We start from the raw sequence: 15,210 nt of genomic DNA on the forward strand, positions 1-15,210 counted from the left end.
CGTTTCCTGGGGAGGTGGCCCATCCTGTGCGGCTGACTTTCGGCGGAGGTGTCGGGAATTCTTGGAATCAAGCATCGACGACAGCGGCATGCCACCCTCCCGCGTTCAAAGCTGTAATGAAACCCCTATATTCGAATGTTAACAAACTCTAATGCGGAAAGACAAGCCGTAATCTTTCGCAGTCAATAAATCTTCATAATCCGCTCGATTTTTACTTAAACCGGAAAGCATATGACAACTGCGTTACAAAATTTTCATAATAGATCTGTCGCCATCAACGGATTGGTTTGAATGGATTTTATAGCTCCTACGAGCTAATTCGGCCGCCTCTTTTTGATGACCCAAAGTGATCAGAGGCCCGATCTGCTCAGCGCCGGTTCGTACGCCACATGACCGCCATTCGGGTGTCGATTAATCGCCTCGCGTTTAATGATCGATTAGATTGCAATCAAAAATTGCATTCCAATAGCCTACGATCGTTGCGACGCCTTGCCTGCCACCGGGAACTCCGATCTGAAAACGAGCGGAACCACAGGGCGGCCGGCGGCCACTGCCGAGATCACGCGATTTTGCAATCAGGCCGCCTCCCAAGAAGCCGTGTTTGGCCGATAATCAAGCGATCGGAAACCGGAGGACGAGCTATGCGCCCTGGCTTCGCAGGTACGTTGCTGACCTTTTCGTTGCTCCTGTCGGAGCCGACTGCTCCCCACGCTGCCGACGTTACGCGTTCGGGCCAGCCTGTGTTTGACCGCGTCGTCGAACTGGTGGATAAGGAATTCTACGACACAACGGCGCTGGCCCGCTTTACCGCCGCTGCCCGGGCACAAATCGACGGGAGGTTGCACTCGATCGCGGCCGCGAGTTCGCCCAGCGACGTCGACGACGCAATCACATCGGTCCTTTCCAGCCTTCGGGTCTCGCATACCGGACGCTACAAGCCCGATACGATCGACTATTTCGAACTCTCCGACATTTTCCGTTTCGCAATTCGGAATGACGTGCGCCGCCTCTTTCCGCCGGATGGCGAAGTCCGCTATCCCGGCATCGGCATGGTGACGGCCGTTGATGGTGATCGTCGCTTCGTTGCCGATGTCTACGATGGATCGCCGGCCGAGAAGGCCGGCCTGCTCGTTGGTGACGAGATCCTGTCGGTGGACGGGCTCCCCTACCGGGAAATCGGCTCTTTCGCCGATAAGGTAGGTCGGAGCGTCGAGATCCGGCTTCGACGCCATCGCGACGCCGCACCGATTTCGGCGAAAGTCCAGGTGGAGCGCTTGCGGCCGCTGCCGATGTTCGAGCGGGCGATCGACGAGAGCATGACACTCAAGGAACGCGATGGCCACAAGATCGGTTACGTGCGGATGTGGACGCTCTCAACGCGCAATGGCCTCGATATTGTCGCGGAAGCGCTTGCGACCGGCCGCCTCAAGGACGCCGAGGGTGTTGTCGTTGACTTGCGCGGGCGCTGGGGTGGTGGCCCTGCCGATGCGGCGGAGCTTTTCGTTGGCGACACGCCGTCCTTCCGTTTGGTGCCGCGCCGCGGGGATGCGACACTCGCAAACTTCCGTTGGCGAAAGCCGGTGATCGCGCTGATCGATAAAGGCACGCGCAGCGGCCTGGAGCTCTTCGCCTACGCCCTCAGGCAGAATGCCATCCCGCTGGTCGGTGAACGGACGGCGGGCGCCCTGCTCGCAGGTCGCGCCTATGTCTTGCCGGATGACAGTCTGTTCGAACTCGCGGTTTCCGATGCGGTGATCGACAACGATCTTCGGCTCGAAGCTGTCGGCATCGAGCCGGATATTTCGGTGGCGTCGCCGCTTGCCTATGCGGCAGGAAGGGATCCACAGCGGGAGGCGGCGATCAACGGGATGGCCCGGATGCTCGCCGCCGGCAAAAATGGCCGGATTTCCGCGCCACTCGACCCAGCGTTGACACGCTAGTCCGCTCAATGTTCATGCCCCAGGCGCCTCACGCCAAAGCCTCGAGCGCAAGCGCGCTCTAGCGGCTAACACGTACCGGCGACGACTGTTGCGGTGGAGCGCAATTCGACTTTGCCCGCCCGGATCGACTGTCGGGCAAGATCCAGAACCTCAGACTTGATACGCTCCCGTGTTGCAATATCGGCCTGGCCCAACCCCGCGACCACGGGTGCGGCGATTTCGGTCATGAAGGTCCAATAGTCTTCGGGCGTGTCGTGAACCATCGTGGTCGTGACCTCTTCCTCACGGACGTCTCGCAGGCCCGCGTCAGTAAAGACGGCAGTCATCAGGCCCTCGGGCGCACAGCGGAACAGGCCGGGCGCTCCCGCCGGCGGCTTCGGCATTTCCACGTGGCGCGCAATGGTCGACATGATCGTCGTTGCCCAGATGTTCTTGTCAGGCGAGGCCCAGACGGCGGCACAAACACGTGCACCCGGTTTCGCGACCCGCTTCAATTGTTCGGCTGCTGCCGCAACATCAGGGAAAAACATGAAGCCAAACCGGCAAAGAACAGCGTCGAACGTAGCGTCGGAGAAAGGCAATGCGCCGGCGTCGCAGATCCTGGTTTCAAAGTTCGTCAGACCGCGGTTCCTGGCGTTTTCGCTCGCCACCTGAAGCATGCGCTCGGATAGATCTGTGACGGTGACGCGCCCGTTCGGGATCGAGGCGGCGACGGTCAGTCCCGGCTCGCCTGTCCCGGCAGCGACGTCAAGCACCTGATCGCCGTCTTTGATCGCTGCTTGGCGGATCATCGCCTGGCCGAAGGGGGCAAGCCAGCCGAGAACGAGAGCGTCCCATTTCTTCCAACCGGCGGAAAAGCGGTCCCAGGTTTCTCTTTGCTGATCGCGGATTTGATCGAGATGCGCGGACATACAGGTTCCTCCCTTGGCGCCGTTTTTCGACGTCGTCTGGCGAAACTATGAACCCGCTTTCGAATGGCACAAATCAATTTTGCGCCGGGATACGAGGGCCTTTGTGACCGCGGTTACATGTGAGCTTAGACAATCCGCTCTAGGGTGAGAGCGTAAGGCACGCTATATTCCAATTAAAGATACCGGGAAGGAGAGATTCGCACCGATGTCGAACCGGACGAACGTCAAGAATAGCGGCCGGATACAGCCCAGCGACGAACAATCCCTCGGTGATCAATTGCGGATGATGCATCGGGCTTTCATGGCCTCGCCGCTACGCAACAAGATCATTTGGCTCAGCATAACCATCGTCGTTGTTATCGTTGTGACAGCCTTCGGCCAGATCATCCTCAATCGATGGTACAAACCATTCTACGACACGCTCGAGCGACGCGACCTGCCCGCCTTTCTTCATCAGTTGGTCGTCTTCGCCCAGATCGCTGGCGTGCTTCTCGTCCTCAACGTCCTGCAAACCTGGCTCGGACAGGTCATCAAGCTGCGGCTGCGCGAGGGCCTGACGGACGATCTCATAACCGAATGGATGCGCCCCTCGCGCGCGTTTCGTCTGGCGAACGCCGGCGCAATCGGCATCAACCCGGATCAACGCATCCATGAGGATGCACGCCACCTGACTGATCTGTCAGCCGGGCTTTCAATCGGCCTTTTCCAATCGGGTATTTTGCTGGTGAGCTTCATCGGCGTGTTGTGGTCGCTGTCCGACGGCTTCGTCTTCCATGTGGCGGGCTACGCCTTCGCCATACCTGGCTATATGGTCTGGGCCGCCATTCTCTATGCAGGCACGGCCTCGTGGCTAAGCTGGCTGGTCGGCCGTCCGCTGGTGGCCCTGAACGGTGAACACTATGCCCGTGAGGCGGCGCTGCGTTTCTCGCTGATGCGCGTTAACGAGCATATCGAGGCCGTGTCTCTATCTTCAGGCGAGGCCAATGAAAAGAAGCGGTTGCAGCGCGATCTCTCCTCGGTGCTCGAGATCAGCTACGGCCTGTTGCGCGCGGTGACACGCCTGACCTGGGTGACGGGCGGTTATGGCTGGATCACGGTCGTTGCCCCGATCGTCATTGCGGCACCGGTTTACTTTGCCGGCGACCTGAGCTTCGGCGGGCTGATGATGGCGGTTGGTGCCTTCAACCAGGTGCATGCGTCGTTGCGCTGGTTCGTCGACAACATCGGCGCGATCGCCGACTGGCGTGCCACGCTGCTACGCGTTGCCGCCTTCCGTTCCGCATTGCTGATGACCGACGAAAGGCACGAGGGCGACAAACGTATCGACTTCAAGACGTCGAAAACGTCGCAGATGAGTTTCGACAATATCGAAATCGTCTCGCCGACGGGCTGCATCACGCTGCGGGAGCAAAGCGTGACAATCGATCCGGGCGAAAGGGTGCTTGTCACCGGTGCGCCTGAGGTGGAGAAGGCGCCATTCTTCCGGGCGATCGCCGGCCTTTGGCCCTGGGGTCACGGCCGCATTGCACTGCCGGTCGATGATGGCCTCGCCTTCGTTCCGAAGTCACCTTACTTCCCACCCGGGACCCTGGGCGAAGTTCTCGCCTACCCCGGTCCAACTGATAGCTACAGCAAGGGTGAACTTGCAGCGGTGCTCTCCAAGGTCGGGCTTGGTCGCCTCAGCGGCCGGCTTGACCAGGATGCGCGAAAGGAGATGAACCTCAGCGAAGCGGAACAGCGCCTTTTGGCGATTGCCCGGCTCAGCTTGCACAAGCCGCGGTGGCTGATCATCGACGAGGCGCTCGACACGCTTGAGGACGACGCCTACCAGCGCGTTCTGAAGTTCATGGATGAAGAGCTCAAAGGTGTCGCGATCGTCAATATCGGACGCACCGAACGCGGCAATGACTTCTTCACCCGCGTGCTGCACCTCGACAAGAACCCGGCAGGCAATACGCTACGACGACTGCAGCCAAGGAGCCTTCAGCCCGCCGATCCGCAATTGGTGGATTGAAGCAAGCGAGCCATTCGGAAGCGCCAGTAACGCATTGAGGAAAATAGAAAACCGCGCATTCGTCGAATGCGCGGTTTTGCTTTACCTAGCGTAAGTTTCCTTAGCGCGCCCGCAGCTTCATATGGCGGTTCACGTCCTTGTAGAGCAGATAGCGGAACTTGCCCGGACCACCGGCGTAGCAGGCCTGCGGGCAGAAGGCGCGAAGCCACATGTAGTCGCCGGCCTCGACCTCGACCCAATCCTGATTGAGCCGGTAGACCGCCTTGCCTTCCAGCACGTAAAGGCCATGCTCCATGACGTGTGTCTCGGCGAAGGGAATGATCGCGCCGGGCTCGAACGTGACGATTGTCATGTGCATGTCGTGGCGCAGATCGGCCGGATCGACGAAGCGCGTCGTCGCCCACTTGCCGTCGGTGCCAGGCATCGGCGACGGGGTGATTTCGGCTTCATTGGTGAAGATGGCTTCCGGCACAGGCAAGCCATCGACATACTCATAGGCCTTGCGCACCCAATGGAAGCGAACCGGCGCTTCGCTTCCATTGCGAACGCTCCAGTTGCTGGCCGGTGGGATGAAGGCGAAGCCGCCCGGCTGCATCTTGTGTGCCTTGCCGTCGAGCGTGACGGTCAGTTCGCCTTCGACGACGAAGATCGCCCCCTCGGCTCCCTCGTCCAGTTCGGGCTTGTCGCTGCCACCGCCCGGAGCGATTTCCATGATATATTGTGAAAATGTTTCAGCAAAACCGGAGAGCGGTCGCGACAATATCCACAGCCGGGTCTTGTCCCAGAACGGCAGATAGCTGGTGACGATATCCATCATCGTCCCCTTTGGAATCACGGCGTAGGCTTCGGTGAAGACCGCGCGATCCGAAAGAAGTTGGGTTTGCGGCGGGTTGCCGCCATGCGGCGCATAGTAACTACGGTTGGTCATATCTTCCTTCAGTCTGCTGGCAGGCACCGCCTCCTCTTATCAGCGGTGCAATTGGTTCGTTTGAGCGTCAAAGCAAGGCGGTGCGAAGATCGCGGGGCTGATCCTTCTCCTCGTCCAGATCCAGTTCCGCTTCCACATGGTTCAGGTGTTCGGCCATTTCCTTGATCGCGCTGGCGACATCGCGCGCTGCAATGTGTTCAACCACAGCCAGATGTTCGTCCGGCCCGCAATTGTGAAGATGGTTCGAACGGTACATCGCGGTGATCAAGGATGTACGGGAGACCAGGTCGCGCAGGATACCGAAGAGAAAGCCAGAACCAGAAAGTTCCGCAAGCAAGAGGTGGAAACCGCCGGAAAGCCGAACGATATCAGAAAGATTTCCGGATCGGCCGGCAATGCGCTCTTCCTCGATATGGCCTCGCAGCCGGACGATATCCTTGGGGTTGGCGCGTTCGCACAGGCGCTCGACGACGCGCTGCTCAATAGCCCGGCGGGCAACGAAGACATCGCGCGCCTCATCGACGGAGGGCTCAGAGACGAAGGCGCCCCGGTTCGGCATGATCGTCACCAGGCCATCGCGCTCCAGCGCGGTCAGTGCCTGTCGGATGCGGGCTCTGCTGACGGAGAATATCTCGGCAAGTTGCTCTTCTTTCAGCCGCGTTCCCGGTCGTAACCGCCGCTCTGCAATCGCAAGCCAGATCTTCTCGCAAATGATCGCCGTCGGAGCACCGGCGGCTTCGTCCGCGTTATACATGAAATCTCCCTTAGCCGTTCGCTTACTCTCGCCGTGCGGCGCTCAAAGTCAATTCCATCAGCTGCAGTTAGATATTGACTACAAAATTGTAGACAATATTGTGTACCGCAACTTGATGTGCAATGGCAACTGCTTAAACACGACCGTGCCACCGGCCCGAAACCGGGGCGCGATGCCACTTGAGAGCCCCGATGGACCTTGAATTCACAGAACTGCCGGACCAGGAGTTGAGCGTGACGCGCTCTCCCGACATCACCGCCGACGCCCCCTTGATTGCCGGCCTTCGGAAGACGAGCTGATCCATGCGCCTCCTGCTCATTAACCCGAATTCTACCGGCTCCATGACCGAACAGGCGCATCGCAGTGCCGAGCGCGTCGCAGCCCCTCATACCCTACTGGAGTCCGTTAACCCAACGTCAAGCCCGCCCAGCATTGAAGGGCATGCCGACGAAGCCATGGCCGTGCCGGCGATGCTCGCAGAGATTCGTAAGGGCGAGATGCGCGGCATCGACGCCTATGTCATCGCCTGCTTCGATGACCCGGGCCTTGGTGCTGCGCGTGAGATCGCCCGTGGTCCGGTGATCGGCATCTGTCAGGCGGCCGTGCAAGTGGCGATGAACATCGCGACCCGCTTTACGATCATCACCACCCTGCCCCGTTCCGTGCCGATCATCGAGGATCTGGCTGACGCCTATGGTGCCGGTCATCGCTGCCGCAAGGTCCGTTCGGTGGACATGCCGGTGCTGGCGCTGGAAGAGGACCTCGCCCATACCGAGGAGATGCTGGTGCAGGAGATCCTCAAGGCGCGGCAGGAAGATGGTGCCGAAGCAATCATTCTCGGCTGCGCCGGTATGTCCGAGCTTTGCGACCGCCTGAAGGCGCGCACCGGCATGCCTGTTATCGACGGCGTGACCGCTGCGGTGAAGCTAGCCGAAGCCCTGGTCGGTGGCGGTTATGCCACCTCAAAGGTCGGCGCCTATGACTATCCCCGTGCCAAAGAAAACCCGGCCTGCAGGCTGGCTGACGTCGCCGGCTAAATCTCAAGCCTTTACGGGCCACCGGGCGGCACCTCCGTCCGGTAGCTCTCGCGCTGATGCCGATTGGCTAGATCAGCGCATCAAGGCGTCAAGCTGCTCCTGCAGCGTCGCCACCTTCTGCTCGAGCGCTTCCAGTCGTTCCTCGAGGGCGGATAGCGCTGAGCCACTCGGAGCCGAAGACATCGCCACCCTCTCGGCAGCCGGCTGCTCGACTTCACCGCACAGCAGATGCGCGAAGCGGTCCTCGCGCTGGCCGGCGCCTCGGTTCAATTGAACGATCAGTGGCGGCCGGCGGCCTATCATCAGATCGAGATTGTCCTTCAGCTCCTCGATCGAGGAGAACCGCGCCATGCGCTCGCTGCGTGCCCAGAGCTCGTAAGCGGTCTGCGGACCGCGAAGAAGCAGAAGACCCAGCATGACGATCTGCGGCGAGGTCAGCGAGAAGCGGTTGGCTACCAGGTGCTCGTAGCGCTCGACCCTGGACGCAAACGCCTGGCGGACCAACCCCTTCTGCGCCAGCGACGAGAGCGCGCGGTGGACGTCCACCTGTTCGACCGCCATGACGGGATCGCGGGCCGTCTTCTGGTTGGCGGCTGCATGCGCCGAATTGAGCGTCAGCGGGTAGACGTCGGGCGTCGTTTCCTTCTTTTCGATCAGGCAGCCGAGAATGCGGGCTTCAACGGCATTGAGGACGGGGAAATCGGTGTCGGAGGTCGTGTTCATAAGCCAACTCTTCAAATCAACGCATTCGATCCCAACCGAGCCCCCCCAAACGGAATGCTGCCCGGCTTTCGGCCCCTACCCTAACGTGAGTGTCGAAGCCCGGAAATGGTCATCGGTTTATTTCGTTGAATTCCGGTTAGCACCGTAGCATTCGCCTGACGACAGGGATGCGAAACACGTTCGCTCACAATACGGTTCGCCTGAACATCGCCCCAAAAAAAGAGGCTCCGCGACTGGCACGACACGGAGCCCAAGGCTTCAGGGAACTAGATGTGTCAGGCCGCGTGGGTAGCCTTCACCGTTTCTTCGATGCGGTGGCAGGCGGCACGCGAACCGTCGGCGAAATTGCGCATTTCCGGCCGCTCACTCTTGCAGCGCTGGTCCGCAAAGGGGCAGCGTGGATGGAACGTGCAGCCGGACGGTGGATTGAGCGGGCTCGGCACCTCGCTGGCAGCGATGCTTCGTCCACGCTTCGGATGGGTGATGTCCGGAATCGTCTCCAGCAGCAGTTGCGTATAGGGATGCCGCGGATTGGCGAAGAGCGTTTCGGTGTCCGCCTCTTCGACGATGCGCCCCAGATACATCACCGCGATACGGTCCGACATGTGGCGCACCACGCTCATGTCGTGGCTGATGAAGAGATAGGTCAGCCCCATCTCGTCCTGCAGCTTGCGCATGAGGTTCAGGATCTGGGCCTGGACCGACACATCGAGTGCAGAGGTCGGCTCGTCGCAAACGAGGAACTCCGGCTCGCCGGCAAGCGCCCGTGCGATCGATATGCGCTGGCGCTGGCCACCGGAGAATTCGTGCGGAAACTTGGTTCCGTCCGAAGGCGCGAGGCCGACGATCGTCAGCAGTTCGCCGACACGCTCCATGACCTCCGCTTCCGAACTGCGAAGCTTCAGCTCGCGCAGCGGCTCGGCGATGATGTTGCGCACGCGCCAGCGCGGGTTGAGGCTGGCATAGGGATCCTGGAAGATCATCTGCGCCGAAAGCGGTTGCCCGTTCTTGCCGGGCGCAAATCGCACGTCGCCTTCGCTCGCCCGGTAGAGACCGGTGACAAGCCTTGCCACCGTCGACTTGCCGCAGCCGGATTCACCGACGAGGCTCAGACAGCCGCCCATCGGCACGCTGAAACTGATGTCGTCCACCGCCCGCACGAACTGCCGCGGCTTGCGCTCGATCACCCGGTTGAGCCAGGGCGCGGAAACATCGAAATTGCAGGTCAGGTCGTTGACCGTCAGGGCATCACTCATAGAACTCCTCCTGCATTGAGCCAGCATGCGGCGACGCCGGAGCCGACCGGGGCCGGCTCGGGACGATCCTTGCGGCAGCGCGGCCCCGCCTCCGGGCAACGCGGGTTGAAGGCGCAGCCGGTCGGGATTGCGTTCAGCCGCGGCATCGAACCGTCGATCTGGTTCAGGCGCTCGACGCGACGGCCGAGTGCCGGGATCGAGCCCATCAGACCGCGGGTATAAGGATGACGCGCATTCTTCAGCACGTCGCCGACTGGACCGATCTCAACCAGCCGTCCGGCATACATGACTGCGACACGGTCGGCGGTCTCTGCGATGACGCCCATGTCGTGGGTGACCAGCATGACCGCGGTTCCATGATCGTCGCAAAGACGGCGGAGCAGCGAGGTGATCTGCGCCTGGATCGAGACGTCGAGTGCCGTCGTCGGCTCGTCGGCAATGATCAGCTTCGGCTCTGCGGCGAGCGCCAAGGCGATGACGACGCGCTGGCGCATGCCGCCCGAGAACTGATGCGGATAGTGATCGTAGCGCGCCTCGGGCGCCGGAATACCGACCTCCTTCAGCAACTGGATGGCACGCGCCTTGGCGTCGGCCTTGGTGAGCTTCAGGTGGAGGCGAATGGTCTCGACAAGTTGCGCTCCGATCGTGAAGAGCGGGTTGAGCGAGGTCAGCGGATCCTGGAAGATCGCGCCGATCTGCCGGCCACGCACGTTCTGCATCTCCTTGTCGCCGAGCTGGTCGATGCGGCGGCCGGCGAGCCAGACCTCTCCGCCGGAGATACGGCCGGGCGGCTCCAGCAGTCCCTGGACCGCAAGACCGGTCATTGACTTGCCTGCGCCGGATTCGCCGACGACGCCAAGGATCTCACCCGGGCGAATGCTGAGCGAAACGTCTGACAGTGCCGAAACAGTGCCATGGCGGCCGGGGAATTCAACGCAGAGGCCGCGAACGTCAAGCACGGCCGATGAAACATGTTCCGTCATCGCGGCATCTCCAGAGGGTAGCTCGGCGGGAAGATCTCGCTGACCGGCGGGTGACCCCAGCTTCTTTCGGGATATTTGGCGATCAGGCCATCGAACTGTACCTGCGCCTTTGCGCGCGCCTCGTTCATATCGAAGCCTGCCACTTCGCCGTCACGCATCGACAGACGGCCATCGATGAAGACCGCCTTGGTGACGCGTCCAGAACCGCCGACCACCAGCGTGGTGATCGGATCGACCGCCGGGGCCATGTGGTGATCCATGAGATCGAAGACGGCGATGTCGGCCCGAGCCCCCGCTTCCAGGCGGCCGAGATCCGACCGGCGGAGGGCCTTGGCGCCGCCAAGTGTCGCGGCGTCGAAGAGATCGGCACAGCTGACGGCGCCTGGATCGTTTTCGACCACGCGGCAGGTAATTAGGCCGACCAGAAGGTTCATCAGCATGTCCGGCGGTGTCGTGTCGGTGCCCATGGCGATGTTGACGCCGCGGGACTTGACGGAGCGGAACGAGTTCAGCGTGCTGCCGCCGCGAGCCGAAACCAGCGGGCAATGGACGATGCTGACGCCGTTTTCGGCATAAAGGCGCAGATCGTTGTCGGTCGCCTGCGTCGCATGCGGCGCAATCAACCGGTCGCTGAGGAAGCCGAAGCTTGCCAACCACTCCGGCGCCGTCTTGTCGTGCAAGCGGCGAACGGTATCGACTTCCATGGTGCCCTGCGCCGCATGCAGGCGGATCGGACAATCAAGGTCGCGCGCCGCGTCGGCAGTGCGGATGAGAAGCTTCTCGGTGCAGGTTTCCACCCGGTCCGGAGCCAGCAAACCCTTGACCAGTCCACCGTGGCGCCCTTCATGCTCGCGGATGAAGCCGATGGCATCCTCGAGGCCCCTCAGGCCCCTTGCTTCGTCGAAGATCGCTTCGAGCTGGCCCGGCGCCGTCACCATCATGCCGCCGGCGCGATAGGCCGGGCTCAGATAGACGCGCAGACCCAGATCGCCGGCCGCGTCGGAAGCGGCGGCGAACTCCGCGACGGTCTCGCCCCACTCGCGGTAGAAGAGCGAGGCGATCGGGGCTGCCGTGGTGATGCCGTTCAGGAGAAGCTGGGCGAAGGCAAAGCGCTTCTGGAACGCCAGTTCCTCCTGCGTGTACATCTCATAGGGCCCGCGCTCGATATAGGAGCGCGGCCAGACGCGACCCTTGGCCCAACCGGGCTGATGGTCGATCGAGAGGACCGTCGTATCGAGATCCGAGAGCGCGTCGAGGTCGATCAGGCCGGGGCTGATCATCGCCGCGCCGAGATCGATGCGGCGCGCCACTTCTCCCTCAAAGCGTGGGCCGACATAAAGCAGCGTGCCGCCTTCGATCACGACTTCGCCGTTCGGGATCAGCCGGTGCGAGCCGTCACGGTGACCGAGCACCCATTGCGCCGTCAGAAGCGTGCGTCCCTCGGGACGTTGGCCAAGTGTCAAATCCTTGATGGTGTTCATGGGATTGCTACCTCCGCAATGCCGTTTCGAGCGATGACACGTCCGCGCTTGACGACCAGCGGCCGCGGCGCGACGTCGACGACGGCATGGGCCAGCGTCTCGCCGGTGAGCAGGGTGAAATCGGCGTCGCAGCCCACATCCAGGCCGTATCCCCTAATGTCCATGACCTCGGCGCCCCCCTTGGAGCAGACATGCAGCGCATGTTCGAGATCGACATCACGGCGAAGCCCGTTCTTCATGCCGAGGATGCGGGCGCGATCCATCATGTCGGGCTGTCCCCACGGACCCCAGGTATCGCGGATGCCGTCGCAGCCAGCCGCGACCTTGACGCCATCTTCCTTCAATCGAAGGATCGACGGCACGGTCGACGACGGCGAGCCGGTTGTGACGATGCGGATATCGAGCTCGGCAATCTGTTCGATCAGGCCAGCGACGCGCAGATAATCCGGTGCTCCGAGCGCGAAGGCGTGACTGATCGCCACCTTGCCCTGCATGCCGAGGGCGCGGATGCGCTCGAACATCATCTCCATGCTGAAGGCACCGAGTTCGCCCAGCTCGTGCAGGTGAATATCGATCGGCTTTGCATGTTTGTCGGCAAGGCCGAAGATCGCGTCGAGGTGTCCCTTCGGGTCCCGGTCGATGCCGCAAGGATCAATGCCGCCAAGGACTTCCGCGCCGTTGCTGAGAGCCTTGTCGAGGAGTTCGACGGTGCCCGGGCGGGTGACGAGGCCCGACTGCGGGAAGGCGACGATCTCGATGTCGATGATGCCCTCAAGCGCCTTGCGGGTCTCGACGATGCCTTCCATCAGCCTGAGACCGTGGGTCGTGTCGATGTCGACGTGGCTGCGGATGTGGCTCGCACCGTTGGCGGCAAGCATGATCGCTTGGCGCATGGACTGGCGGTGCGGCTCGATGCCGATTTCAAGCCGCTGCTCGCGCTCGAAGTCGATGCGTTCGCGCAAGCTCGCAGACTTGGCGTTCACATGCCAGGGCATGCCCCAGACCGACTTGTCGAGATGCGTATGGGCTTCGACGAGACCACAGATCACGATATGGCCGTTGCCGTCCTCGGTTGCTACGCCTTCAGCGGAAAGTCCTTTACCGAAGGCCGCGATCTTGCCGTCGCGCACGAGGATGTCGGTCGCTTCGCCGGCATTGGGCCTGACGTTACGGAGCAGGAGATTGGACATCATTCACCTCAATTTCGGATTGAGCGCATCGCGCAGCCAGTCACCGAGCAGGTTGACGGAAACCACGAGAAGGCAAAGCTGGACGACGGGGAAGAGCACGACCCACCAGATGCCCGAGAACAAAAACTGGTTGCCGAGGCGGATCAGTGTTCCCAAACTAGGCTGGCTCGGCGGCATGCCGATACCGAGGAAGGAGAGCGTCGCCTCGGTCAGGATCGCCATGCCGAAGTTCAAGGTCGCCGCGACCAGGATCGGCGTCAGCGTGTTCGGCAGGATGTGCTTCAGCATGATCCGCCGCGCCGGCGTTTTCAAAAGACGCGCGGCCTGGACATACTCCTTGCCGCGCTCGACGATCGTCTGGGCGCGGACGGTACGGGCATATTGCACCCAGGCGCTGAGCGTGATCGCCAGCACCAGGACGGCAGCGGAGCCGACATCCCTGAGTTCCGGCGGCAGCATCTGACGTGCGACTGCGCTGACGAGAATGGCGATCAGGATGGTCGGGATCGACAGCAACACGTCGCCGATGCGCATCAAGAGGTTGTCGATGAAGCGGCCGAAATATCCGGCGACGAGCCCGAGGCTCAAACCCACGGCCAATGAAAGGACGACCGAGGCGACGCCGATCAGGATCGAGATGCGCGAGCCGTAGAGGATCGCCGAAAGCATGTCGCGGCCTTGCGTGTCCGTGCCGAGCACGTAGGGCCACTGGCCGTCGGCCTCCCAGATCGGCGGCAGCTCGGAATTCCAGAGTTCGAGCTGGGCCGGATCGAACGGGTTCTGCGGCGCAATCAGCGGCGCGGAAAAGGCGGTTACGATCAGGAAGGTGAGGATGACCGCGCCGATGATCGCCGACGGCTTGTGGGTGAAGGACCACCAGAGATCGCTCTGGCGCCAGCGGGCAAGCCGCGAGGGCCGGCGTGGTGGTGTGGTTTGCTGGACGTAATCTGTCATGGCAGCGACCTCAGCGGGTGGCATCGCGCAACCGCGGATCGATGACCGCATAGGCGATATCGACGAGCGTATTGAGCGTGACGAAGATGAAGGAGACGATGCAGAGATACCCCGCCATGACAGGCATATCGAGGAAGGTCACCGCCTGGATGAACAGCATGCCCATGCCCGGCCACTGGAACACGGTTTCGGTGATCAGCGCGAAGGCAATCAGCGAGCCGAAGTTCATCGCCGTCATGGTGACGACGGGCATCAGACAGTTGCGGAGTGCATGGCGGAAATAGATCCGCCAGCGCGGCACGCCGCGGGCACGTGCGAATTTGACGAAGTCCGAGCGCAGCACTTCCATCATCTCGGCGCGGACAAGGCGCATGACCAGAGTGATCTGGTAAAGCGCGAGCGCAAGGGACGGCAACAGCAGGGACGCGCGACCCGAGGCTGTCAGCAAACCGGTGCTCCACCAGCCAAGCTGCACCACGTCGCCGCGGCCGAAGGCGGGTACGAGGCCAAGCGTTACGGCAAAGACGAGGATCAAGAGGATGCCGACGACGAAGCTCGGCAACGAGACGCCGATGATGCTGACGAACTGTAGCCCCTCCGAGTACCATCGTCCTCGGTGGATCGCGGTGATGACGCCAAGCGGGATACCGATCAGCAGGGACAGCACGGTTGCGACCAGCGCCAGCTCCATCGTCGCCGGGAAGCGTTCGGCAATCAGCTTCATGACGTCCTGGCCGTTGCGGTAGCTGATTCCGAAATCGCCCTGTGCGGCGTTGACGACGAACCGGCCGAACTGGGTCACGAACGGATCGTTGAGCCCGAGCTTTTCGCGCAGCTCGATGCGGTCGGCCTGCGACATCTGCTCGTTGGCCATCAACTCCACCGGATCGCCGGCGAAGCGGAAGATCAAGAAGGCGAGCAGCGCAACGGCGAGCATGACCAGCACGGCATTGGCCAGTCGCTTGATGAGAAAGACAATCATTGGGTTTCTCGCTGAATGAGAAAGCCCGGCAGAGCAGGCTCTGCCGGGGCAAGGAAA

Annotated in this window: 13 protein-coding genes; 3 read left to right on the top strand and 10 right to left on the bottom strand. The window is 61.8% G+C overall.

The window, feature by feature from the left end; all coding sequences use genetic code 11:
• Nucleotides 1–641 precede the first annotated feature (641 nt).
• Nucleotides 642–1,940 carry a S41 family peptidase gene (locus ACTJKM_RS23115; protein WP_440636172.1) on the top strand — a complete coding sequence of 433 codons (1,299 nt, stop codon included), beginning with the start codon at nucleotides 642–644 and terminating at the stop codon, nucleotides 1,938–1,940.
• Nucleotides 1,941–2,005: 65 nt separating this feature from the next.
• Here the strand turns inward: ACTJKM_RS23115 and ACTJKM_RS23120 are convergent, their stop codons facing one another.
• Nucleotides 2,006–2,851 carry a class I SAM-dependent methyltransferase gene (locus tag ACTJKM_RS23120; RefSeq protein WP_440636174.1) on the bottom strand — a complete coding sequence of 282 codons (846 nt, stop codon included), beginning with the start codon at nucleotides 2,849–2,851 and terminating at the stop codon, nucleotides 2,006–2,008.
• A 205-nt stretch (nucleotides 2,852–3,056) separates the two neighbouring features.
• Between ACTJKM_RS23120 and ACTJKM_RS23125 the strand changes: the two genes are divergently transcribed.
• On the top strand, nucleotides 3,057–4,865 hold the full coding sequence (locus ACTJKM_RS23125) for an ABC transporter ATP-binding protein/permease (RefSeq protein WP_440661026.1): 1,809 nt from the start codon (nucleotides 3,057–3,059) through the stop codon (nucleotides 4,863–4,865).
• A gap of 100 nt (nucleotides 4,866–4,965) precedes the next feature.
• Here the strand turns inward: ACTJKM_RS23125 and ACTJKM_RS23130 are convergent, their stop codons facing one another.
• Together ACTJKM_RS23130 and ACTJKM_RS23135 are read right to left on the bottom strand one after the other, a co-directional pair.
• Nucleotides 4,966–5,793 carry a bifunctional allantoicase/(S)-ureidoglycine aminohydrolase gene (locus ACTJKM_RS23130; RefSeq protein ID WP_057249556.1) on the bottom strand — a complete coding sequence of 276 codons (828 nt, stop codon included), beginning with the start codon at nucleotides 5,791–5,793 and terminating at the stop codon, nucleotides 4,966–4,968.
• Between the two features lie 67 nt (nucleotides 5,794–5,860).
• Nucleotides 5,861–6,547, bottom strand: a complete 687-nt coding sequence (locus tag ACTJKM_RS23135) for a GntR family transcriptional regulator (protein ID WP_440661027.1) — start codon at nucleotides 6,545–6,547, stop codon at nucleotides 5,861–5,863.
• A 302-nt stretch (nucleotides 6,548–6,849) separates the two neighbouring features.
• Between ACTJKM_RS23135 and ACTJKM_RS23140 the strand changes: the two genes are divergently transcribed.
• Nucleotides 6,850–7,584, top strand: coding sequence for an aspartate/glutamate racemase family protein (locus ACTJKM_RS23140; RefSeq protein WP_113512335.1), 735 nt, complete (start codon nucleotides 6,850–6,852; stop codon nucleotides 7,582–7,584).
• Nucleotides 7,585–7,656: 72 nt separating this feature from the next.
• Here the strand turns inward: ACTJKM_RS23140 and ACTJKM_RS23145 are convergent, their stop codons facing one another.
• The 7 genes from ACTJKM_RS23145 to ACTJKM_RS23175 all read right to left on the bottom strand — a co-directional run bounded on the left by ACTJKM_RS23145 (nucleotide 7,657) and on the right by ACTJKM_RS23175 (nucleotide 15,153).
• Entirely contained in the window at nucleotides 7,657–8,307 is a 651-nt protein-coding gene (locus ACTJKM_RS23145; RefSeq protein ID WP_113512337.1) for a DUF480 domain-containing protein, read from the bottom strand.
• Nucleotides 8,308–8,582: 275 nt separating this feature from the next.
• Entirely contained in the window at nucleotides 8,583–9,563 is a 981-nt protein-coding gene (locus ACTJKM_RS23150) for an ABC transporter ATP-binding protein (RefSeq protein WP_440636178.1), read from the bottom strand.
• On the bottom strand, nucleotides 9,560–10,546 hold the full coding sequence (locus tag ACTJKM_RS23155; RefSeq protein ID WP_440661029.1) for an ABC transporter ATP-binding protein: 987 nt from the start codon (nucleotides 10,544–10,546) through the stop codon (nucleotides 9,560–9,562). Before ACTJKM_RS23155 ends, ACTJKM_RS23150 begins: the two co-directional genes overlap by 4 nt.
• Nucleotides 10,543–12,027, bottom strand: a complete 1,485-nt coding sequence (locus tag ACTJKM_RS23160; RefSeq protein WP_440661030.1) for an amidohydrolase family protein — start codon at nucleotides 12,025–12,027, stop codon at nucleotides 10,543–10,545. Before ACTJKM_RS23160 ends, ACTJKM_RS23155 begins: the two co-directional genes overlap by 4 nt.
• Complete coding sequence (locus tag ACTJKM_RS23165) at nucleotides 12,024–13,217, bottom strand: amidohydrolase family protein (RefSeq protein ID WP_440661031.1); 1,194 nt, start codon at nucleotides 13,215–13,217, stop codon at nucleotides 12,024–12,026. Before ACTJKM_RS23165 ends, ACTJKM_RS23160 begins: the two co-directional genes overlap by 4 nt.
• Before the next feature lie 3 nt (nucleotides 13,218–13,220).
• Nucleotides 13,221–14,171 (bottom strand): ABC transporter permease, encoded by a 951-nt coding sequence (locus ACTJKM_RS23170; protein WP_440661033.1) that lies wholly within the window; start codon nucleotides 14,169–14,171, stop codon nucleotides 13,221–13,223.
• Nucleotides 14,172–14,181: 10 nt separating this feature from the next.
• A complete protein-coding gene (locus tag ACTJKM_RS23175) occupies nucleotides 14,182–15,153 on the bottom strand; it encodes an ABC transporter permease (RefSeq protein WP_113512345.1) in 972 nt (323 codons plus the stop codon).
• Nucleotides 15,154–15,210: the final 57 nt, after the last annotated feature.

Source organism: Ensifer sp. 22460 (genome assembly GCF_052044935.1).
GTDB lineage: Bacteria > Pseudomonadota > Alphaproteobacteria > Rhizobiales > Rhizobiaceae > Ensifer.